This window comes from Pararhizobium sp. LjRoot238 (assembly GCF_964252955.1).
Lineage (GTDB): Bacteria > Pseudomonadota > Alphaproteobacteria > Rhizobiales > Rhizobiaceae > Pararhizobium.
Map to the genome: position 1 here is coordinate 4078888 of NZ_CAXUPP020000001.1, position 19877 is coordinate 4098764.

Sequence of the window (19877 nt, forward strand, 5' to 3'; positions counted from 1 at the left end):
CTTACGGCTGGAACTGCGCCTTTCGCGTCAGGACCAGGAGCAGCACCAGAAACGAGAAGATCGCAAAATCCCTCCAGAGCATCGGGCCGTAGGCGCTCCACAGCGTTTCGCTCAGGCCCATCGCTGCCGCCCCTGCTGCGGCCAATAGCGGTGCCGTCTGGCCGCCGATCGCGGCGATGAACAGCACCTTGACGCCGAAAATCAGGCCTGCACCAAAATCCATGTTACCGTAGTAGGACGTGGCGAGGATGCCTGCGATGGCGGCCAGCAACGCCGACAATCCGTAGGCAGCGACGAAGATACGCTTGCCGTCGACGCCGCAGAGTGCCGCCGCCCCGGCATCGTCGGACACCGCCCGCCAGGATCGGCCCCAGGCGGAGCGTGCCAGAAATTGGTGGCCTGCCCCCACCATGACCAGCATCAGAGCCGTGTTCAGAAGCTGGATCACCGTCAGCGTCACCGGGAATTGCGGATCGGACCAGAGCGTGAGCGGCGTGTTGAGGAACGGCGGCAGCCACAGGCTGCGCGTCTCCGCCGCGATCCGCGACACCTCCATCAGCACCATCGCCACACCGAGAGAGGCAACGACCACAGTGTTGGCCGACGTCATCGCCAGCCTGCGCATGACCGAGCGGCCGATGACGAGACCTGCGCCCAGTGCGTAGACCAGAGCCGAGATCGCGCCGACCGCAAGAGCAACCGGCAGGACCAGCCAGAGACGGTTCCAGGCGAAATCGGAAAACAGCAGGAAGATCTGGCCGGCAAAGCCGAACAGCGCCCCATAGGTCAGATCGGCCCTTCGGGTGACCGAAAAGGAGATCGAATAGCCGAAGGCAAGCAGCGCGTAGAGGGCGGCGATCGGTAGGGCACTGGCAAGCTGCTGAAGAAAATAGGCCACGGGAAATCCGGTTGATGACAACATCATTGTAAATCATTATAACTAGTAAAATAGGTTTTACCAGTTAGGATATCGCGTGACGTTTTCCTGGACCCCGCATCGTTTCTCCGGCGGCGCACTCGCTCTCGATGTCGCCAATTCGGTCGTGCTGCGCTTCGATGCCGAGAGGCGGATTGACCGTTACGCCGACGTCGTGGCCCTCGACACATTTGCCGCGGCCGCGACGCGATTCTCCGCCGACAACGAACTGTTCGGGCCGCTGGAGCCGGTCGCGCCGCAAAACCGGGCCGCCTTTCTCAATCTGCGGGAAGCAACCGACCGGCATTTTCGCGCCGAAGTGCTCGGGCACCCTTCATCCGCACATTTGGCCGATCTGCTCGACGCGGCATCCACCGTCATCCGGCGCCATCCGATCAAACCAACGCGACTGCCGCTCGACGCAGCCACCGCCCGTTCGGCGCTGATGCTTGCCACCTTCAGCGAGCCGCAACGCTTGAAAATCTGCCCCAATTGCCAATGGCTATTCCTCGACCGCAGCCGCAACCGCAGCCGCACCTGGTGCGACATGACCGTCTGCGGCAACCGGGTGAAGGCGAGCCGACACTATCAGCGCCAGAAGAAGGAGTTGACCCCATGAACATGCAGGCCGACACAGTCCACGACAGTGGCCTTCTCACCCCCCTCTGCCCGACCGGGCATCTCCCCCTCAAGGGGGGAGATTGCCGCGCGGCCGGCCTCTCGCTCCCGATCTCCCCCCTTGAGGGGGAGATGTCACGAGGTGACAGAGGGGGGTATTCTCAAAGCTGCCGTGTACTGCGGCACGCTAAACGCCTGACGTTTGCCGCCCTTCTTCTGGCTGGCGTGGCGGGCCTTGCCGGCTGCCAGCGCGAGACCGGGCCGGACCCGCTCGAACTCACCGGCAAGATGTTCATCTTCAACTATCGCCTCGCCTATGCCACCTACATGATCACGCTGACCAAGACCGAGCCGGTTCCCGAGGGTAGCACCGTTGTAGCCACATTCGAAAACCCCGCCGGCGGCGCACCGCTGACGCTCGACCGCAAGCTGTTTGCCAAGCTCGACAAGGTGGTTCTCGAAAGCCCGGACGTGACCTGCGTGAAAAAGCAGCGGCCCTACGCCGTCACCATCGAGGTCAAGGGGCCGGACGGCGCCATCCTGCAAACGCTGAAGACCTCCGTGACCTCCGATCTCGATCAGGACATCCTGCCCGCCAAGGCGCTGGTCGTCGGGCCCGGCTATGACAAGAACCCGGAGGTCTTCAAGGACGGCAAGGCACCTGAGCATTTCGAAACGGCGAAGTGCCCGTTATAGGCTGGCCGGCCCTCGACCCCAAAATGAAAAAGCCGGAGCGCTGCCGCCCCGGCTTTAAAATGAGTCTTTTCAATTTGTTCGGGCCGAAACCCTCAGAAATTGAATCAGCCGACGATTTCGGTGTCGGAGAACCAGTACTTGATTTCCTCGGCGGCGGTTTCGGGAGCATCCGAGCCGTGAACCGAGTTTTCGCCGATCGACAGGGCGTGGACCTTGCGGATCGTGCCTTCGTCAGCGTTGGCCGGGTTGGTCGCGCCCATGATTTCGCGGTTCTTCAGGATGGCGTTCTCGCCTTCGAGAACCTGTACGACGGTCGGGCCGGAGGTCATGGTTTCGACCAGTTCGCCGAAGAACGGGCGTTCCTTGTGAACGGCGTAGAAGCCTTCGGCTTCGCGCTTGCTCATCCACACGCGCTTGGAGGCGATGATGCGCAGGCCGGCATCTTCAAACATCTTGGTGATGGCACCCGTCAGGTTGCGCTTGGTGGCGTCCGGCTTGATCATCGAAAAGGTGCGTTCAATCGCCATTATCTCAATTCCCTTGTTTTCGCGAATTTGGGGTTTTTCCGTGAATTTGGCGGTTCCATAGCCGCCAATTCCGCGCAAAACAAGGGGGCGCGGGGAAGTTTCACGCCGCTGTCACGGAGCGCCCGAGACCGTCACGAAGATCGAGGCTGCGCTCGAACCAATCCTTGACCGGGTCGCCGTCCGTCAGAATCGTCGTCGGCGCCGTGATGCGCGCAGCGAACCGAAGAGACGATACAATCGGCAAACAGCGGCGTCTCGCCGCGGATGAAGGGCTGACGCTTTCGCTGGGGCGCGCAGCGGTTCGAGCCTGGCGGGGAGCGTTATTCGAACCCAGCCACAAACAAAACAATCAAATCAGTAAATTTCATGGATCACATCACCCACTGCGATGCGGTTTTGGGATAGGCTGGCGGCCAACACAAGGGAGGCCGCAATGCTCGACCACTATCACATGTTTGCCGACTACAACCGCTGGGCCAACCGGCTGCTCTATCAGGCGGCGGCAACGCTGACGGACGCGCAATACCGCGAAAACAAAGGCGCCTTTTTCGGCTCCCTTCACGCCACGCTGAACCATATCCTCTCGGCCGACCGTATCTGGATGAAGCGCTTCACCGGCACGGGCGACGCGCCGTCATCCCTCGACAGCATCCTGTTTAGCGACTTCGCCGCCCTCTCTGCGGCGCGCGCCGCGGAGGACGACCGTATCATCCGCTGGATCGCCGGGCTGGGCGAAGCCGACCTCTCCGCTCGTTTCACCTATGCGGCGATCACCAACCCGACACCCGTCACCCAGCGCCTTTCTCCCGTCCTCGCCCATTTCTTCAACCATCAGACCCATCATCGCGGCCAATGCCACATGACCTTGACGGCGCTTGGGCAGCCGCCGCTCGTGCTGGATCTGGTCTATTTCCTGCGATCGCCGGAGGGGGAAGGCTACGCCCGCTGAAGACCATTGCGGAACTATCCAGCCCTGTTTGCGCAAATGCCGAATTGCCCTATATGGTCTGCGCCTTTGTCGATGCCCATCCAGCCGAGCACGACCGGAGCGCCGACATGCTCGTGCAGCTCGCCATGCAGGCGAAATGGCCATGCGCCCCGCGGTAGCCCCGGATACCTCTTCAGTCGTCCATTTCTACTTTGACGGTCTCTTAATCTCAACGTGTTATGAGCGTGCGGTGCAACCGGTGCAAACTACGGTGAGGATTGAGGATATGGCGGACAAGTCCCGGCAGGACGGCCATCTGGCGCAAAATGCCGCCGTGCTGCTCAAGCTCGCGCAGACCATGGCGAAGCTTGGCGTTGCTCCGGTTCCGCGCAATTACGAACTGTTTTTCGAGGCCCTGTCCGGTCAGAATCAAGCGCTGACGCGCGCTGTCGCCGCGCTTGGCTCTCACCCGTCCCAGAGCCGGATAGAAGAGATCGGCGTCAAATATCACCTCCCCGGCTTTGCCGCGATCGCCACGGACACGATCCGCGCCGACACCGCCCGGGCAATTTCGGCCCTCAATCACGGGCTGAAAAACAGCATCGCCAAGAAGGAAGCTTTTGTTGCGCTGCTGCGCCATTTCATCGGTCGCCTCGAAACCGATCCCGTCGCCGGAATATCGGATTTCGCCGACGACGCTGGCAGATTGCGGGATGCCGTCACCGCCTTCGAGCGGGAGGAGCGGGCTTTCGCCATCTCGATGGGCGAAACGGTCGCCCAACTTGGCGGCATCGGCAGCGATATCGGGGCCATGCGCAAGGCCTCGACCCGCGACCCCGTGACAGGCCTTGCCAACAGGATCGCTTTCTCGGCCAGGCTCGCCGCTCTTTATGACGACGGCAATGCTGCCGGTCCGGCGGCTCTGGCGCTGGTGACGGTCGAGGGCCTGCGCGGCATCAGCGAGAGCCACGGCGCGGCAATCGCCGAAAAGGCGTTGAAGAAACTGGCGCCGGTGTTCCGCAAATCCGTCAAGAAGAACGACTTCGTCGCCCGCATCGGTGCGGACGAATTCGCCTTCGTGTTCCATGACGTCAGCACTGAGAATGCCGAGGCCATCGCGCAGCGCATCCGCGCATCGGTCGAGGGCGTGCAGATCACGCTGCCGAACCGGACCTTCACGACGGAGACACTGTCGCTCTCCACCGGCATCGCCATGGCGTTGACCGCGTCTAGCGGCACCGATCTGTTCACCCAGGCCGAGCTTGCGCTTGGCGCCGTGCGCGCCAGCGGCAAGCCCGGCGTTCTCGCCTTCTCGGCCGCGATCGGCAGCCACGCGAAGAAAACCTACTCGCCGCACGCCGCTTGAGCCTCTTGCACTGCGGCGAACTCTTGCCTTCGGCCAAGACTTCGGCCAAAACGCCGCCATGATTACGATCAACGACCTCTCCGCCCGCATCGCCGGGCGTCTCCTCATCGATCATGCTAGCGTGGCGCTTCCGGCGGGCACGAAGGCTGGTCTCGTCGGCAAGAACGGCGCCGGCAAATCGACGCTGTTCAAGATCATCACCGGTGACATGGAAAGCGAGAGCGGCTTCGTCTCGATCCCGAAGAACACCCGCATCGGCCAGGTGGCGCAGGAAGCGCCCGGCACCGAAGAGCCGCTGATCGAGATCGTGCTCAAGGCCGACAAGGAACGCGAGGCGCTGCTGACTGAGGCCGAGACCGCCACCGATGCGCACCGGATCGCCGAAATCCACATGCGGCTCACCGATATCGATTCCCATTCGGCGGAGGCGCGGGCCGCCAGCATCCTGTCGGGCCTCGGTTTCGACGCGGACGCGCAATTGCGGCCGGCATCGAGCTTTTCCGGCGGCTGGCGGATGCGCGTTGCACTTGCTGCAGTCCTGTTCTCCGAGCCCGATCTTCTGCTCCTCGACGAGCCGACCAACTATCTCGATCTCGAAGGCACGCTTTGGTTGGAGGATTATATCCGCCGCTATCCGCACACGGTCATCATCATCAGCCATGACCGCGACATGCTGAACATGGCGGTCAATTCGATCGTCCATCTCGATCAGAAAAAACTCACCTTCTATCGCGGCACCTACGATCAGTTCGAGCGCCAGCGCGCCGAAGCGATCGAGCTGCAGACCAAGGCGAAAGCCAAGAACGACGCCGCGCGAAAACACCTGCAATCCTTCATCGACCGCTTCAAGGCCAAGGCCTCGAAGGCACGCCAGGCGCAGAGCCGCGTCAAGGCGCTGGAGCGGATGGGCACGGTCTCGGCCGTCATCGAGGATCACGTCCAGCCGATCCGCTTTCCAAAGCCCGAGAAGCAGCCGGCCTCGCCGATCGTTGCGATCACCGGCGGCGCAGTCGGCTATACGCCGGCAAAACCCATCCTCAAGGGTCTCAACCTGCGCATCGACAACGACGACCGCATCGCACTGCTCGGCTCGAACGGCAACGGCAAGTCGACCTTCGCGAAATTCATCTCCGGCCGCCTTTCCGCCGACGCCGGCGATATCCGGCTCGCGCCAAATCTGAAGATCGGCTTCTTCGCCCAGCATCAGCTCGACGACCTCAGACCGGCCGAGACGGCCGTCCAGCACGTTCGCCCACTGATGCTGGACGCGCCCGAGGCCAAGGTGCGCGCCCGTGTTGCCCAGATGGGGCTTGCGACCGAGAAGATGGAAACCGCCGCCAAGGATCTTTCCGGCGGCGAGAAGGCCCGCCTTCTGATGGGTCTTGCCGCCTTCGAGGCGCCGAACCTGCTCATCCTCGACGAGCCGACCAACCATCTGGATATCGACAGCCGCAATGCGCTGATCGAGGCGCTGAACGAGTATGAAGGCGCGGTCATCCTGATCTCGCACGACCGTCACCTGATCGAGGCGACCGTCGATCGCCTGTGGCTGGTCAAGGACGGCACCGTTGCCAACTACGATGGCGACCTCGAGGACTACCGCAACACCATCGTCCAGAGTTCGCGCGGCAAGGGGAACAAGGACAAGGGCAACGGCTCCGATGACAACCGCTCCAAGGCAGAGCAACGCAAGGCCAATGCCGACAAGCGGGCAGCCTTCGCGCCAATCAAGAAAAAGATCAACGATATCGAATCCTTGACCGGCAAATTGCAGAAACAGATTCACGCCCTCGACAAGGAGCTTGAAGACCAGGAAATCTACGAAAAATTCCCCGCCAAGGCCGCCGCCAAGGTCAAGGAGCGCGCCGAGATCATGGCCAAGCTCGCCAGCGCGGAAGAACAATGGATGGACCTGTCCACCGAGTATGAAGAGGCGATGGCGGGGTGATCCTTTGGCCGCAGGCCCAAAGTAAAACTGCGCTTCCGCTTGTATCGCCACCGTCGAAAATATTCCTCCGCCGCTTTGCAGCGAACGGCGTTTCGCATGCTCAGGAGCTGGCTTGACGGCTACGCCTCGGCAAATCGCCAACGAGGGTCTCGCTGATCGCAAGAGGCGTCCCGGCAGCGCAGGAGCCCGGCGGCTATTCGCGCCGGTTGTCGTCTAAGGCGACTTCGTCGCCCGCGTCCATACCGCTAATGCTGTGTTCTTCCATGGCAAGCCAGCATCTGCGGCGGATTGCATGGCTCGGGTTGCCCAGCGCCTGGTCACGCAGGAAGTCACCAGCCCGCGCCCGCGTCAGGCCTGTGTCTTCGCCACGCAACGTCCTGATCGAATACCAATATTGGCCCAACCAGGTTTCAGGTGTAACACGCACTATAGTTTCCCGGCCGACTATGTATTCCGCCATTTTGCCTTACCTTCCTGCTCGATTTATCACCAGCCGACAAGAACGTTACAATGGCTCGGCCGCCCGCGGGTGACCTCGAAGCCACACAGCATCAAGCAACCGCCATGCCAGCTAGGTCCAGACAGAGCGAACATTGAATTTTCGATGATTTTTGGTGTCAGCATGCTCTATATAATTCACTTTGCCTAAATTTTGTGCGACGGCGGAGGTGGCCGTAGGCAATTGCTGAGAAACGCGGCTGTTCCATTCGAAATTGGGGCCGCATTCCGCTGCGGGGCCATACTTTGGCACCAATGGGGAGTATAATAAAAACGTAGGTATGCCCGGGGCCTCAGCGTTAAACTGCTGATCGCTCGAATACGATCATCAGCAAAACGGTCGGTCTGCACTTTGAAAGTGAGAAAGCCGGGCGGCGGCAACTGCCGCGGTGACCGGTGTGTTTCTCTGTCAACGGGTGTGACCTGCACATCAGGATTGGAGATGTGACATGGCACAAGCAAATCAATCCATTGAAGCCCAACATCGCAAAACCCTTCCCGAGATCGATTGGGAGGATGTCAAGGAAGCGGGCTGCTACGTCGACGAGGCATCGGGCGACCTGTACCGCATCCCGACGGAGGCGCTCGTCGCGGGTGGCTCGCCGATGGTGGTGAGGGAAAGCCGCGGGGCGTCCCGTCTGCGTCAATTGAGCACGGATCCCTTCATGTCTTCGTTGAAGGCCCGGCTCCTGTGCGCTCAACACAATATCGAACCGAACTTCTGAAAGCTTGAATTGGGCGCCGGCAGGCGATGCCGGCGCCCGGGGCGTAGAAATCTCAGGCGTTGTGGATGCTGCGTTCCCGGCTGAAGGGGCGATGCGTTAGTCGGTCTTCCTACTATATCCCGATATCGGGTGCGAATGCCTCTTCCTCATCCGCTGGAACGCCCAACATCGCGACCACAAGGAATTTGTCCACAAGGCCTGAAGCCAAAATTGGGAGGAAGCCATGGCAAGTGCTGTCAATAAGTCGATCGAAGCCCAGCGCCGCAAAACCCTTCCAGAAATCGATTGGGCGGACATTACCCGGCCCGGCTGCTATGTGGAAGAGGCCTCGGGTGACCTGTACCGCATCCCGAAGGAAGTATTCGCCAATCGCAACTCGTCATTGATGGTGCGCGAAAGCCGCGGCGCTTCACGTCTGCGGCTTCTCAGTGATGATCCCTTGCTGTCTTCATTGAAGGCCCGGATCATCTGTGCTCAGAACAATATCGTAGCGAATTTCTGAACGACGGGATGGGCTGAGCGGAACGGCGCCTGCAATTGCCGCAAGTATTCGTGGCTTGACGCACAGTGGGCCGCGGGGAGGCGTGTTGCAGCCTTCCCCAATTGTGCGGTCCATCTGGAAAACACCTTCAGCGCCGTTTCAAACGGTCTACTATAAAACCGGTCGATAAGGTGGCTTGTTGCGAAGAACTCGCTCATTCACAAGCAACTACTAAAATTTTAACCTACCGTTTAAAACACCGTTTAAAATCGAGTCTTACATTCGCGTTTCATGAAACACGAAACCCAAAATGTCTTCCGGTTCCGGCGCGTCAAATGGGGAAATCCCCGGCACGCGTTGAACGCGTTGCGCAACAAGGAGCCGGTCTTCGTCGACGACACTCCAGCGCCCGGCAGGCTGTTCTGGGTTCTCGTCGTGCTTTTGGTGATCAGCGTCTTTGCTAGCGTCCTGATCATCGGCGGACAGCACAATCTATTCCCCTGGGCCTGATGCCCGTTTTGGCCCCTATCCAAGTTCGAAGGTGGTGATGCCGTAGATCTGTCCGAGCGGCAGGTCCGGCGCCGGACCGCGATACATCCGCGCCGTCTCGAACACCGGCTTCAGATTGTAGCGATCGCACAGCGCTCGTGCTGCGGCGTTCGGCTCGGGGATATCGAGATAGATCTGGCCGCCGCCGACGCTCGTCACCAGTTTGCGGAAGACGAGGTCCGCGCCCGTTTCCGTATCGGCAAACAACGGTCCGATCTTGTGGCCCTCGCGGCAGGCGCGGATGGTGCCGTAACCCAAGACCTCTGCGTTTCGGATCAACACAAAGCTCTCGCGCGTTGTGAGCGCCTTCAGCCATTCGCGCAGGAACGCATCGCGCCGGGCCGGATTGAACCGGGCATCGTAGTCGGCCAGAATCGGAACATGCACCGGGGAGACGGAAACCAGTTCCGTGCCCGGCGGCTCGACGCATTGAACCTCGCCGCCGTAGCGGAAATTGGCATGCGCAAAGACGAAACCGGATTTGCGGTAGTTGTCCTGCTGCGCCACCACGCCATCGAGGCCGATCGTTCGGTTTCCCGCTTCCGATACCGCCCTCTGCCAGAGGGTGAAGCCGATGCCCTGGCCGCGATAATCCGGGTGCGCCATGTAAAAACCGAGAAAGGCATAGGCCGCATCATAGCGGACCAATGAAAGCGCCGCCGCGACGACACCGTCTTCCTCGACGATCCAGTACCCGTCCGGATCCGCCGCCCAGAAGGCAGGCGCATCGTCGAGGCCGGGATTCCAGCCCTCCCTTGCAGCCCAGTCGATCAGGATATCGAGATCGGCGCGGCTGGCTTTTCGGATGATCGGGGGCATGGCGGCTCCTGTTTTAGAATTGCAGCTTATCCAAATAGGGCGGCTTTGCTATTGTCCACCACCGGCAGCAACGAATATCTACGCCACGGCAACGCTTGCCCGGTTTTCGCTTTCTGCTACAAAGCCGGTCATAAAGTCATACAAATCGAGCGAAACACCATGAGCCCCATCCATATCTCGATCGTCGGCGTCGGCAAGATCGTCCGCGACCAGCATCTGCCCGCCATCGCCAAGAATGCAGACTACAGGCTGATCGCCGCCGCCAGCCGGCATGGCGTGGTCGATGGCATCGACAATTTCAAGTCGATCGAGGCGATGCTCGACGCGGTTCCGGCAATCGATGCGGTCTCGCTCTGCATGCCGCCGCAGTTCCGCTATCATGCCGCGCGCGTCGCCCTCGAAGCCGGAAAACACGTGTTCCTCGAAAAGCCGCCGGGCGCGACGCTGAGCGAAGTGGCCGATCTCGAAGCGCTCGCCGCCTCCAAGGGCCTGTCGCTGTTTGCCAGCTGGCATTCGCGCTATGCGCCGGGCGTCGAAGCGGCGAAATCCTTCCTCGCCTCGACGAAGATCAACAACGTCAAGGTGATCTGGAAGGAAGACGTGCGCCACTGGCATCCGAACCAGGACTGGATCTGGGCCGCCGGCGGTTTGGGCGTCTTCGATCCAGGCATCAACGCGCTGTCGATCGTCACGCATATCCTGCCGAACCCGCTGTTCATCACCTCGGCGACGCTCGAATTCCCGGAGAACCGCGACGCGCCGATCGCCGCTTCGATCGTCTTCAGCGACGCCAACAACTTGCCCGTCTCCGCCGAATTCGACTGGCGCCAGACCGGCCACCAGAGCTGGGACATCATTGCCGAGACCGATGCCGGGACGATGACGCTCGCCGAAGGCGGCGCCAAGCTCTCGATCGACGGCGTCCTGAAGCATGACGAGCCGGAGCAGGAATATCCGGCGCTCTACGCCCGCTTCGCCGAAATCATCAGGGCGAAGAAGTCGGACGTCGATCTCGCCCCGCTGCGCCACGTCGCGGATGCCTTCATGCTCGGAAAGCGGAAGTTCGTCGAAGCGTTTATCGATTAAGTCTACCTTCACAGGCCGCGCACTCTCCTGTGCGCGGCCTTTTTTGCGTTAAAACTCGATATGATTAAATCGTACTGCGTGGTAAAAGGGATGAACAGGATCGAGCGATGAGAACAACGCAAGCACTCAGCATAACTTTGCCCCTGGAGATGGCGGAAATGGTCAAGGCGAAGGTGGCGTCCGGAGAGTACGCGAGCGAAAGCGAAGTCATCCGCGATGGCCTGCGCACTCTGGCTGCCCGCGATGCGGCGATTGAAAAGTGGTTGCTCGAAGAGGTGGTGCCTACCATAGAGGCCCATGATATCGACCCCAGCCGCGCTCTCTCCGTTGAGGAGATGCGCAGGCGGTTAAATGTTCATATGGATGCGCGCAAGGGACAAAAACCGTCCCGCACATGACCTATTCCGTCGTTTTCGACATTGCGGCGGAGGGTGACCTCACGGAGTTATACGACTATCTTCTGCCACGGGCGGGAGAAAGAGGCGCTGCAGCTTATGTCAATGACATCATGGATTACTGTGTATCTTTCAGCACCTTTCCTGAGCGGGGGACGCGTTCCGAAAGAAGCTCCGGGCTGCGCACGGTGGGTTTCCGCCGCAAAGCGACGATAGCGTTCCGGGTCAAAGGCGACGTGATTACAGTCATGCGCATATTCCACGGCGGCAGGAACGTTGTATTCCCCCAGGAGGACTGATTGGAGGCTCGGAGCCTTATGATCACGCCTTCTTCACCCAGCGCCCGTCCTGGTTCTGCTGCCAGTAGGTCAGCGAATGCCCTTCCCCTTTCAGCGCCTTCCACTGCGCCCGCGCGCTTTCCAGCTGCGCCTGGTCATAACCGTCGAACATGAAAACCACGCGCTCGTAGCTGCCGACCGGCGGCGGTTCGGCGCCGTCGACGAGGAAGCGGACGGTCGCGCCGCTGGGGTTGCCGTCTCCCGCCGTCAGCAGGATCGGCTGATCCTCGGCGAAATCCGCCGCATCCGTGCCATGAGGGAGAAAACTGTCGTCGCGGTAGGTCCAGAGGTGCGTGTCGAGCATGTCGCGCCGCTCCTCGCCCGCCGTCTGCACGACGACGCGCCAGCCGCGCTCGACGCTTTTGTCGAGCAGCGGCGGCAGAGCGTCTTCGAGCTTGGATTCAGTCAGGTGATAGAAGAGGATGTCCGTCACAGCGCGGTCAGCCCTCGTAATTCGTGCGGACGAACTCATCGAGCAGGCGCACGCCGAAGCCCGAGCCCCACGACGGGTTGACCTCGTCGGTCGGCGAGCCCATGGCGGTGCCGGCGATATCGAGATGCGCCCACGGCGTATCCTTGACGAAACGCTTCAGGAACTGCGCGGCGGTGATCGAGCCGGCATAACGGCCGCCGGTGTTCTTCATGTCGGCGAACTTGCTGTCGATCATCTTGTCGTATTCCTTGCCGAGCGGCAGGCGCCAGAGCCGTTCCTGCGTCGTCAGCCCCGCCGCCGTCAGTTGTCCCGCAAGCTTGTCGTCATTGGTGAACAGGCCGGCATGATGGCTGCCGAGCGCCACCATGACGGCGCCGGTCAGCGTCGCCAGATTGATCATGAACTGCGGCTTGAAGCGGTCGTTGCAGTACCAGAGCGCATCGCAGAGCACCAGCCGGCCCTCGGCATCGGTATTGATGATCTCGATCGTCTGGCCGGACATGGAGGTGACGATGTCGCCCGGACGCTGGGCATTGCCGTCGGGCATATTTTCCACAAGGCCGATGATACCGACGACATTCGCCTTGGCCTTGCGCGTTGCCAGAACATGCATCAGGCCGGTGACGGCAGCCGCCCCGCCCATGTCGCCCTTCATGTCCTCCATACCGGCGCCGGGCTTGATCGAAATGCCGCCCGAATCGAAGACGACCCCCTTGCCGACGAAGGCGACCGGTCTGTCTTTCGGTTTTCCACCTTTCCACTGCATGACCGCGAGCCGCGGCGGACGCACCGAGCCTTGCGCCACGCCAAGCAGCGCGCCCATGCCGAGCCTCTTCATTTCGCGCTCGGTCAGAATCTCGACCTCGACGCCAAGCTTTTCGAGTTCCTTCGCCTTGGCCGCGAACTCGACCGGCCCAAGTATGTTCGCCGGTTCGTTGACGAGGTTGCGCGCGATGAAAACGCCTTCGGCGATCGCCTGGGAATTCGCCGCCGCCTTCTTGGCCGCAATGACCGCGCCGGTGACAATGGTCACTTTCACGGGCTTCGGCGGTCCTTTCTGCTCGTCGTCGTCTTTCTTCGACGTCTTGTAGGTATCGAAGCTGTAGGCGTTCATCTCCATGCCGAGCGCAAAATCGGCAGCCGCCTTGCCGGAGACCTCGACGCCCGGCGCATCGAGGAAAATCGTCACTTTCTCTGCGCCGCGGATTTTCGCGGCCGCGGCACCGCCCGCCTTCAGCCAGTCATGCGCGGAAAGGCCGGCGCCATCGCCAAGCCCGAGAACCACGATGCGATCGACCGGCGATCCCTGCGGTGCAACGATATCGAGCGTACTCAACGACTTGGCCTTGAACTTCGCGATCCGCGCAGCCTTGGCGATAACTTCCTCGGGATCGGCTGCCGCAGCGCCAGCTGCCTCTTTTCCGTCAACAGTCTTGAGCAGGATAGCCAGACCGCCGGACAAACGTGCTGATTTGCTGAGACCGATTTCAAATTTCATCGCCATGAAGACACTCCAGAGGGGCCGCGGGCAGGCGCCGTTATGTTACATGGCAGTTACAGTGGCAAACATTCGCCATCGACCGCAAGCCCGGAAACAGGTCTGTGCACCCTTCTTGCTTTTGATGGCCTTGGCAAGACGCGGACGTATGTTTACATGCTGTTAACTTTCATTCTTTGCCGTGCATTAGCCCTGCCCTTTTACAATTTGGTTGTCGTGGAAAACTTGCAAACCGGTTCGATCAGCGCAATAGGGACACGTAGTCCGGCCCAGTGCATACCGGCGCAGGATCGCGTGAGCGGCAGGAAGATGAGCCAGGACCAGGCATGAAATTGATTGAGCGCTATATCCTGAGGCGGGCAACGGGCATGTTCCTTGCCACGCTTCTGCCGCTGATGGCGATCGTCTGGACGACGCAAGCACTGACCAGCGTCAACCTAGTGACGGACAGCGGCCAGTCTATCCTCGCCTTCCTGCGGCTCGCGACACTCATCCTGCCGTCGATCATTCCGCTCATCCTGCCCTTCGCACTGGTCATCGGCGTGGCGCAGACGCTGACCGCGATGAATGCCGATTCGGAACTCACGGTCCTGAATGCCGCCGGAAGCTCGCGCATGACGATCATCCGGCCGGTCCTTTACCTCGGCATCGCGCTCAGCGTCCTGTCCTTTGCGGTCGATAATTTCATCGAGCCCTATTCACGCATTGCGGTGCGCAAGATGATCGCCACAGCGCATGCCGATCTGCTGTCGTCCGTGGTGCAGGAGAACACCTTCCGCAAGATCGCCGACGGCCTTTATGTTCAGGTCGCCTCGCGCCGTGGCGGTGGCGTTCTGCATGGGATTTTCGTCGCCGATTCGCGCAATCCGGCCTATGAGCTGGTCTATTACGCCCGCGAAGGTGCGGTGGACGAAAACGGCTCGGCGCTGGTGATGAAGGATGGCGAGGTGCATCGCAAGCTTCCCGACAGCAATGTCTCGATCATCAAGTTCGATTCCTATGCCTTCGATCTCACGGACCTCACCAAGATGGCGGGCGAGGCGACAATCCGCGCGAAGGACCGGGATCTGTTTTTCCTCCTCAATCCGGATCCGAAGGACCCGGTCTACGAGAGGAACCCGATGTCCTTCTCGGCGGAACTACACCGTCGCTTCACAGAGTGGACGTTTCCGCTGCTTTTTGCCCTGATTGCGCTGGTCGTCAGCAGTGATGCCCGGTCACATCGCGAAGCCCGCGTGCATCCGATGATTACCGCTCTCTTGACCTGTCTTTTCATCCGCTGGGCAACTTTCTACGCGGCCAACAGCGCGGAGGAATCGCGCGCCTTCGTTCCGATCATGTATCTGATCCCGCTCGCGACCGGCACCATGGCGGTCCGTCAGTTGATGGGCAACAAGCAGCTTGAAATCCCGCTGACCTGGGAGCAGAAACTCAACGAGGTCCTGGTTCGCCTGCGCCTCGCCAAGGTCGCGCCTGCATCCGACGGGAACCAGTCCGCATGATATTCACCACGCTCGGGCGTTATTTCTTCAGGCGATATGCTGTGACGACCTTCTGGTTCCTCGCCGGCATTTTCGCACTGATCTTCATCATCGATTTCAGCGAGCTTTCGAACCGGATGTCGCAATTGCCGCGATACTCGGTCACAGGCGCCCTCTTGATGACGACGTTCCGTATTCCGATGATCCTGCAACAGACCGTTCCCTTCGTCGCGCTGTTTGCCGGCATGGCGGCACTGATCTCGCTCAACCGCCGCTATGAGCTGGTGGTAACGCGCGCTGCCGGCATTTCTGTCTGGCAGTTCCTCCAGCCCTTCGTCATCGGCGCATTCCTGTTCGGCGTACTGACGGTCATCACACTCAATCCGATCGCCGCCTGGGGTACGAAACAGGCGGAAGCGCTGGAAGCGGAATGGGGAAGCTCATCCTCGGCGCGATCGGCGATCTCCATCCCCTGGTTGCGGCAGATCTACGGAAAAGACGATACGATCATCGGCGCCCGCTCCGTCCAGGACGAGGGCAAGACGCTGGTCAACGTCACGGTGCTCCATTTCGATCCGCTCGGCACGATCGTTTCGAGACAGGATGCGGCGACGGCAAAACTGGAAGATGGTTACTGGCTGCTTAACGGCGTGACGGAAACGCGCAACGGGCAACTGCCGCGCCGTGTCGCGACGGCACAGCTGCCGACGCACTTGAAGCCGGAATTCGTCCAGGAAACGCTGACCAAGGCTGATTCCATTCAGTTTTTTGACTTGCGGCGCAAGATTGAGGTGGCGAAATCCTTCGGCTTGCCGACAAATGGCATGGAAACCCAATTCCATTCCATGCTTTCGCTTCCGCTGCTTCTGGTGGCAATGACGCTGATCGCTGCAAGCGTCTCCCTGAAATTTAGCCGGTTTAACCAATCGAGGCCGGTAATTCTCGGTGGAATCCTGTCAGGCTTCGTGCTTTATGTCGTCACCGTGCTTGTCAAAGCATTCGGGAGCAGCGGCATTGTGCCTCCGTTCGTTGCAGCCTGGTTGCCAGTTGTTGTAGCGATGGCGCTGGGCTCGACGATTCTATTGCATGAGGAGGATGGCTAGTGGCGGCAGGCAACCGCAAACATATCAGGCTGCTCACGGCCATTCTGCTTTCCGGCGTTGCGTTCCAGGCGTTTACCCCGATTGCGCCCGCTTGGGCACAAGAAACCAATATCGATTCGCTTCAGCCGAAGCTGCCCGAAGACGCCAAGATGCTTCTGTCGGCCAACGAGCTCGTCTACAATCAAGACGCGGAGCGCGTGATCGTGCGCGGCGCCGTGCAGATCAATTATGGCGGCTACCAGATGGTCGCCCAGCAGGTCGAATACAGCCAGAAGACCGGGCGCATCGTCGCGACCGGCGAGATCGAACTCATCGAACCCGGCGGCAACAAGATCTACGCCGACAAGATGGATGTGACAGACAATTTCGCCGATGGCTTCATCGAAACGATGCGGCTTGAAACGACAGACCTTACGAAGCTGGCCGCGGTCACCGGCGAGCGGCGCAACGGCGAGGAGATGATCCTCAACAATGCCGTCTATACCGCCTGCACGCCCTGCGCGACCAATCCGGACCATCGCTCGCTCTGGCACGTCAAGGCGCAGCGCATCGTCCAGAACGGCAAGACCCATACCGTTCGCATGGAAAATGCCAAGTTCGAGCTGTTCGGCAAGCCGATCCTTTACCTGCCCGTCCTTGAGGTTCCGGACCATACGGTGAAGCGCAAAAGCGGCTTCCTGTTTCCGAAATTCAGATACACGCAAAAACTCGGCGCCGGTGTCGGCATTCCCTACTATTGGGCGATTTCGCCCTATATGGATGCGACCGTCACAGCGACCGGTTTGACGCGCCAGGGCTTCCTGCTCGAAGGCGAGTTCCGTCAGCGCTTCGAAAACGGCGAACATATCCTCAGCATGGCCGGCATCAGCCAGATGGACCGCGACAGCTTCACCGACGGCACCGTCGATGCGCAGGAAACGAACCGCGGGATGATTGCCTCCAAGGCGAAGTTCGAGATCAATCCACGCTGGACGTTTGGCTGGGATGTGCTGATCCAGAGCGACAACAATTTTGCCAAGACCTACGAGCTTTCGACCTTTGACGGAACGACCTATACGAACCAAGTTTACCTGACCGGTCTCGGCAAGCGCAATTACTTCGATGCGCGCGCCTTCTACTTCGACATTCAGGATGCAGACCCGGACAGCCTTGCCGAAAACCAACAGGCCGTGGCGCAGGTTCTCGACTATTCCTATACGCATCCCGAGCCGGTGTTCGGCGGCGAACTGACCGCCGACATCAACCTCACCAACGTCAAGCGCAACCGCGAGGATGAACTTGAAATACCCGGCGTGGTCGATCGGTTCCGCGGCCTTGAAGGCACGGCTCACCGGCTCACCGCGGACGTGGAATGGAAGCGCAACTTCATCGTTCCGGGCGGCCTGTCGCTGACGCCGATCCTGGCGGCGCGCGGCGACGTCCTCGGATTGAACATGACCGATCCGGGCACCGACTATTCGGGCAATTTTTACGATAACGACGCAGCCACACGCCGCATGCTGACGGCCGGCATCGACGTTCGCTACCCCTTTCTCCTGACGGCCGACTACAGCAGCCACATCATCGAGCCGATCGCTCAAGTCTACGTCCGCCCCGACGAGGAATATGCCGGCGGTCTGCCGAACGAGGACGCGCAGAGCTTCGTCTTCGATGCGACTACGCTGTTCGACCGCGACAAGTTCTCCGGCTATGACCGCATCGAGGGTGGAACGCGGGCCAATCTCGGTTTCCGCTACACCGGCGCGCTCGGCAACGGCTACGCGCTGCGCGCCATCGCCGGCCAGTCCTTCCATCTTGGCGGCCTGAACTCTTTCGCCACGGACGACCTGGTCAAGGCCGGCTCGGATTCCGGCCTGGAAACAGACCGGTCGGACTACGTGGCGATGGTCGGCATCGATGCGCCCTCCGGCATCACGACAAGCTTGAGCGGACGCTTCGACGAGAGCAATTTCGATCTGCGGCGTGCCGATGCAACGATCGGCTACCAGGGCATCTTCTGGCAGACGGCGCTGACCTACACCAGCATTCAGGCGCAACCGCTCTACGGATCGACAAGCGACCAGGACGAGATCCAGACGGCGGCGGCATACAAGTTCCATGACTACTGGTCGGTGTTCGGCTCGGTCACCTACGACCTGAACAGCAATGTCGTCACCCGGAACGGCCTCGGCATCACCTATGACGACCGCGATACGATCTTCTCCCTGGTCTACAAGGAAGAACGCGACACCGACCAGACCGTCGCCAATGACTGGTCGATCGGCGCCCGCATCAGCTTCCGCACTTTGGGCGACATCAACGTCGGTGACGCGGACTTCGACGGCCTGAACTGAGCCGCGCAGCGCTGCTCTCGTTTTGCGCGGCAGCCAGAACCGCGATTTGCCGTGACCGGCAGGTCTTGTCATTGTTCGGCCGCATGTATTATGCATCTTGCGACAAAACGCGCAGGACGATTGCGCTCGGCACAAGATCATCACCTCCGAGGCTTCGCATTCGGGGAAGACGAAAAGGATAAGAAATGGGCGGGAAACACTCGATCACGCGCGCGGTTTCGGCAATGATCCTCGCCTGCGGCCTGGCATTGGCCGCCGCGCCGGCGCCGGTGCAGGCAGCGAGCAAGGTCGTCGCTGTCGTCAACGGTTCGCCCGTCACATCCGGTGACATCGCCAAGCGTGCCGCGTTCATGCGCCTGCAGCGGCAAGGCGGTGGTCAGGCTGCTGCCCGCCAGCAGTTGATCGACGAAGTTCTCAAGCGCGAGGAAGTCATCAGGGTCGGCGCCTCCGTCAGCACGAGCGACGTCGATGCCGCAGTCGGACGCTTTGCCTCTGGCAACAAGCTGACCATCCAGCAATTGTCGCAGGTTCTTGACAAGGCCGGCGTTGGCCTCGACCACTTCAAGAGCTACGTTGCGGTCGCCATGAGCTGGCCACGCGTCGTCAATGCCCGTTTCGGCGGCAGCAGCAGCGGCCGTCTTTCGAACGAGGAACTTGTCCGGCGCATGCAGGAAAACGGCGGCAACAAGCCGGTGACGACGGAATACTTCCTGCAGCAGGTGATCTTCGTGGTCCCCGCCGCCAAGCGCAACGCCATCATCGGCAAGCGCCAGGCGGAAGCCAACGCGTCGCGCTCGAAATATCCCGGCTGCGAACAGGCCAAGGTCTTTGCTGCAACGATGCGGGACGTGTCGATCCGCAGTCTCGGCCGCATGATGGTGCAGGAAATTCCTGAGGACTGGAAGCCGCTGGTCGAAAAGGCTGGCGACGGCAACACGACGGGAACGCGCGTCACCGAGAAGGGTGTCGAATATCTCGCCATCTGCAAGAAGCGCCAGGTTTCCGACGACCTTGCTGCCGAAGTCGTCTTCCGCGCCGAGGATATTGGCAAGAAGACCGAGGGCGAAGACGCCAACAGCAAGAAGTACATAGAGGAACTGCGCAAGCGGGCGCAGATCATCGAAAAGTAATCGCTCTGT

At 60.7% G+C, this 19877-nt stretch carries 22 protein-coding genes; 15 read left to right on the top strand and 7 right to left on the bottom strand.

Annotated elements, in window-relative coordinates:
- Position 1: 1 nt before the first annotated feature.
- Entirely contained in the window at positions 2 to 898 is an 897-nt protein-coding gene (locus ACSQ3F_RS20080; protein ID WP_436101826.1) for a branched-chain amino acid ABC transporter permease, read from the bottom strand.
- A 76-nt stretch (positions 899 to 974) separates the two neighbouring features.
- Between ACSQ3F_RS20080 and ACSQ3F_RS20085 the strand changes: the two genes are divergently transcribed.
- Together ACSQ3F_RS20085 and ACSQ3F_RS20090 are read left to right on the top strand one after the other, a co-directional pair.
- A complete protein-coding gene (locus ACSQ3F_RS20085) occupies positions 975 to 1535 on the top strand; it encodes a CGNR zinc finger domain-containing protein (RefSeq protein WP_436101827.1) in 561 nt (186 codons plus the stop codon).
- A gap of 131 nt (positions 1536 to 1666) precedes the next feature.
- The gene (locus ACSQ3F_RS20090; RefSeq protein WP_436102198.1) at positions 1667 to 2230 is read left to right on the top strand and encodes a hypothetical protein; all 564 of its coding nucleotides are present in this window, start codon (positions 1667 to 1669) and stop codon (positions 2228 to 2230) included.
- A gap of 104 nt (positions 2231 to 2334) precedes the next feature.
- Here the strand turns inward: ACSQ3F_RS20090 and ndk are convergent, their stop codons facing one another.
- Positions 2335 to 2757: a nucleoside-diphosphate kinase gene (ndk, locus tag ACSQ3F_RS20095; RefSeq protein WP_436101828.1), complete on the bottom strand. Its 423-nt coding sequence runs from the start codon at positions 2755 to 2757 to the stop codon at positions 2335 to 2337.
- A gap of 100 nt (positions 2758 to 2857) precedes the next feature.
- Entirely contained in the window at positions 2858 to 3001 is a 144-nt protein-coding gene (locus tag ACSQ3F_RS20100) for a hypothetical protein (protein ID WP_436101829.1), read from the bottom strand.
- 189 nt (positions 3002 to 3190) lie between these two features.
- Here ACSQ3F_RS20100 and ACSQ3F_RS20105 point away from each other — a divergent pair, with 189 nt between their 5' ends.
- From ACSQ3F_RS20105 to ACSQ3F_RS20115, 3 genes are all read left to right on the top strand, one after another.
- Positions 3191 to 3706 carry a DinB family protein gene (locus tag ACSQ3F_RS20105; RefSeq protein WP_436101830.1) on the top strand — a complete coding sequence of 172 codons (516 nt, stop codon included), beginning with the start codon at positions 3191 to 3193 and terminating at the stop codon, positions 3704 to 3706.
- Positions 3707 to 3971: 265 nt separating this feature from the next.
- Complete coding sequence (locus ACSQ3F_RS20110) at positions 3972 to 5051, top strand: GGDEF domain-containing protein (RefSeq protein ID WP_436101831.1); 1080 nt, start codon at positions 3972 to 3974, stop codon at positions 5049 to 5051.
- A gap of 58 nt (positions 5052 to 5109) precedes the next feature.
- Entirely contained in the window at positions 5110 to 6999 is a 1890-nt protein-coding gene (locus tag ACSQ3F_RS20115; RefSeq protein ID WP_436101832.1) for an ATP-binding cassette domain-containing protein, read from the top strand.
- A gap of 193 nt (positions 7000 to 7192) precedes the next feature.
- Here ACSQ3F_RS20115 and ACSQ3F_RS20120 read toward each other — a convergent pair whose 3' ends face one another.
- The gene (locus ACSQ3F_RS20120) at positions 7193 to 7426 is read right to left on the bottom strand and encodes a hypothetical protein (protein ID WP_436101833.1); all 234 of its coding nucleotides are present in this window, start codon (positions 7424 to 7426) and stop codon (positions 7193 to 7195) included.
- Positions 7427 to 7946: 520 nt separating this feature from the next.
- Between ACSQ3F_RS20120 and ACSQ3F_RS20125 the strand changes: the two genes are divergently transcribed.
- The 3 genes from ACSQ3F_RS20125 (at position 7947) to ACSQ3F_RS20135 (ending at position 9213) form a co-directional block, all read left to right on the top strand.
- Positions 7947 to 8222 (top strand): hypothetical protein, encoded by a 276-nt coding sequence (locus tag ACSQ3F_RS20125; protein WP_436101834.1) that lies wholly within the window; start codon positions 7947 to 7949, stop codon positions 8220 to 8222.
- Between the two features lie 223 nt (positions 8223 to 8445).
- Complete coding sequence (locus ACSQ3F_RS20130) at positions 8446 to 8724, top strand: hypothetical protein (protein ID WP_436101835.1); 279 nt, start codon at positions 8446 to 8448, stop codon at positions 8722 to 8724.
- A 270-nt stretch (positions 8725 to 8994) separates the two neighbouring features.
- Entirely contained in the window at positions 8995 to 9213 is a 219-nt protein-coding gene (locus tag ACSQ3F_RS20135) for a hypothetical protein (RefSeq protein WP_436101836.1), read from the top strand.
- A gap of 15 nt (positions 9214 to 9228) precedes the next feature.
- Here the strand turns inward: ACSQ3F_RS20135 and ACSQ3F_RS20140 are convergent, their stop codons facing one another.
- Positions 9229 to 10071: a GNAT family N-acetyltransferase gene (locus ACSQ3F_RS20140; protein ID WP_436101837.1), complete on the bottom strand. Its 843-nt coding sequence runs from the start codon at positions 10069 to 10071 to the stop codon at positions 9229 to 9231.
- 159 nt (positions 10072 to 10230) lie between these two features.
- Between ACSQ3F_RS20140 and ACSQ3F_RS20145 the strand changes: the two genes are divergently transcribed.
- From ACSQ3F_RS20145 to ACSQ3F_RS20155, 3 genes are all read left to right on the top strand, one after another.
- The gene (locus ACSQ3F_RS20145) at positions 10231 to 11157 is read left to right on the top strand and encodes a Gfo/Idh/MocA family protein (RefSeq protein WP_436101838.1); all 927 of its coding nucleotides are present in this window, start codon (positions 10231 to 10233) and stop codon (positions 11155 to 11157) included.
- Positions 11158 to 11264: 107 nt separating this feature from the next.
- Positions 11265 to 11555, top strand: a complete 291-nt coding sequence (locus tag ACSQ3F_RS20150) for a ribbon-helix-helix domain-containing protein (protein WP_436101839.1) — start codon at positions 11265 to 11267, stop codon at positions 11553 to 11555.
- Positions 11552 to 11851 carry a type II toxin-antitoxin system RelE/ParE family toxin gene (locus ACSQ3F_RS20155; RefSeq protein ID WP_436101840.1) on the top strand — a complete coding sequence of 100 codons (300 nt, stop codon included), beginning with the start codon at positions 11552 to 11554 and terminating at the stop codon, positions 11849 to 11851. The genes ACSQ3F_RS20150 and ACSQ3F_RS20155 overlap by 4 nt, the downstream gene beginning before the upstream one ends.
- 22 nt (positions 11852 to 11873) lie before the next feature.
- Here ACSQ3F_RS20155 and ACSQ3F_RS20160 read toward each other — a convergent pair whose 3' ends face one another.
- Together ACSQ3F_RS20160 and ACSQ3F_RS20165 are read right to left on the bottom strand one after the other, a co-directional pair.
- Positions 11874 to 12323 (bottom strand): DNA polymerase III subunit chi, encoded by a 450-nt coding sequence (locus ACSQ3F_RS20160; RefSeq protein WP_436101841.1) that lies wholly within the window; start codon positions 12321 to 12323, stop codon positions 11874 to 11876.
- A gap of 7 nt (positions 12324 to 12330) precedes the next feature.
- Entirely contained in the window at positions 12331 to 13827 is a 1497-nt protein-coding gene (locus ACSQ3F_RS20165) for a leucyl aminopeptidase (RefSeq protein ID WP_436101842.1), read from the bottom strand.
- Between the two features lie 320 nt (positions 13828 to 14147).
- On the opposite strand from ACSQ3F_RS20165, the gene lptF reads away from it, so the two are divergent.
- From lptF to ACSQ3F_RS20185, 4 genes are all read left to right on the top strand, one after another.
- A complete protein-coding gene (lptF, locus tag ACSQ3F_RS20170; RefSeq protein ID WP_436101843.1) occupies positions 14148 to 15323 on the top strand; it encodes an LPS export ABC transporter permease LptF in 1176 nt (391 codons plus the stop codon).
- Entirely contained in the window at positions 15320 to 16405 is a 1086-nt protein-coding gene (gene lptG / locus ACSQ3F_RS20175) for an LPS export ABC transporter permease LptG (protein WP_436101844.1), read from the top strand. The genes lptF and lptG overlap by 4 nt, the downstream gene beginning before the upstream one ends.
- On the top strand, positions 16405 to 18738 hold the full coding sequence (locus ACSQ3F_RS20180) for an LPS-assembly protein LptD (protein WP_436101845.1): 2334 nt from the start codon (positions 16405 to 16407) through the stop codon (positions 18736 to 18738). The genes lptG and ACSQ3F_RS20180 overlap by 1 nt, the downstream gene beginning before the upstream one ends.
- A gap of 185 nt (positions 18739 to 18923) precedes the next feature.
- Positions 18924 to 19868 (top strand): peptidylprolyl isomerase, encoded by a 945-nt coding sequence (locus tag ACSQ3F_RS20185; RefSeq protein ID WP_436101846.1) that lies wholly within the window; start codon positions 18924 to 18926, stop codon positions 19866 to 19868.
- Positions 19869 to 19877: the final 9 nt, after the last annotated feature.

Excerpts from the sequence above, each read along its gene's own strand:
- ACSQ3F_RS20090 (WP_436102198.1), top strand. The coding sequence starts at position 1,667 with ATGTCACGAGGTGACAGAGGGGGGTATTCTCAAAGCTGCCGTGTACTG.
- ndk (WP_436101828.1), bottom strand. The coding sequence starts at position 2,757 with ATGGCGATTGAACGCACCTTTTCGATGATCAAGCCGGACGCCACCAAG.
- ACSQ3F_RS20105 (WP_436101830.1), top strand. The coding sequence starts at position 3,191 with ATGCTCGACCACTATCACATGTTTGCCGACTACAACCGCTGGGCCAAC.
- ACSQ3F_RS20110 (WP_436101831.1), top strand. The coding sequence starts at position 3,972 with ATGGCGGACAAGTCCCGGCAGGACGGCCATCTGGCGCAAAATGCCGCC.
- ACSQ3F_RS20115 (WP_436101832.1), top strand. The coding sequence starts at position 5,110 with ATGATTACGATCAACGACCTCTCCGCCCGCATCGCCGGGCGTCTCCTC.
- ACSQ3F_RS20125 (WP_436101834.1), top strand. The coding sequence starts at position 7,947 with ATGGCACAAGCAAATCAATCCATTGAAGCCCAACATCGCAAAACCCTT.
- ACSQ3F_RS20130 (WP_436101835.1), top strand. The coding sequence starts at position 8,446 with ATGGCAAGTGCTGTCAATAAGTCGATCGAAGCCCAGCGCCGCAAAACC.
- ACSQ3F_RS20135 (WP_436101836.1), top strand. The coding sequence starts at position 8,995 with ATGAAACACGAAACCCAAAATGTCTTCCGGTTCCGGCGCGTCAAATGG.
- ACSQ3F_RS20140 (WP_436101837.1), bottom strand. The coding sequence starts at position 10,071 with ATGCCCCCGATCATCCGAAAAGCCAGCCGCGCCGATCTCGATATCCTG.
- ACSQ3F_RS20145 (WP_436101838.1), top strand. The coding sequence starts at position 10,231 with ATGAGCCCCATCCATATCTCGATCGTCGGCGTCGGCAAGATCGTCCGC.
- ACSQ3F_RS20150 (WP_436101839.1), top strand. The coding sequence starts at position 11,265 with ATGAGAACAACGCAAGCACTCAGCATAACTTTGCCCCTGGAGATGGCG.
- ACSQ3F_RS20155 (WP_436101840.1), top strand. The coding sequence starts at position 11,552 with ATGACCTATTCCGTCGTTTTCGACATTGCGGCGGAGGGTGACCTCACG.
- ACSQ3F_RS20165 (WP_436101842.1), bottom strand. The coding sequence starts at position 13,827 with ATGGCGATGAAATTTGAAATCGGTCTCAGCAAATCAGCACGTTTGTCC.
- lptF (WP_436101843.1), top strand. The coding sequence starts at position 14,148 with ATGAAATTGATTGAGCGCTATATCCTGAGGCGGGCAACGGGCATGTTC.
- lptG (WP_436101844.1), top strand. The coding sequence starts at position 15,320 with ATGATATTCACCACGCTCGGGCGTTATTTCTTCAGGCGATATGCTGTG.
- ACSQ3F_RS20185 (WP_436101846.1), top strand. The coding sequence starts at position 18,924 with ATGGGCGGGAAACACTCGATCACGCGCGCGGTTTCGGCAATGATCCTC.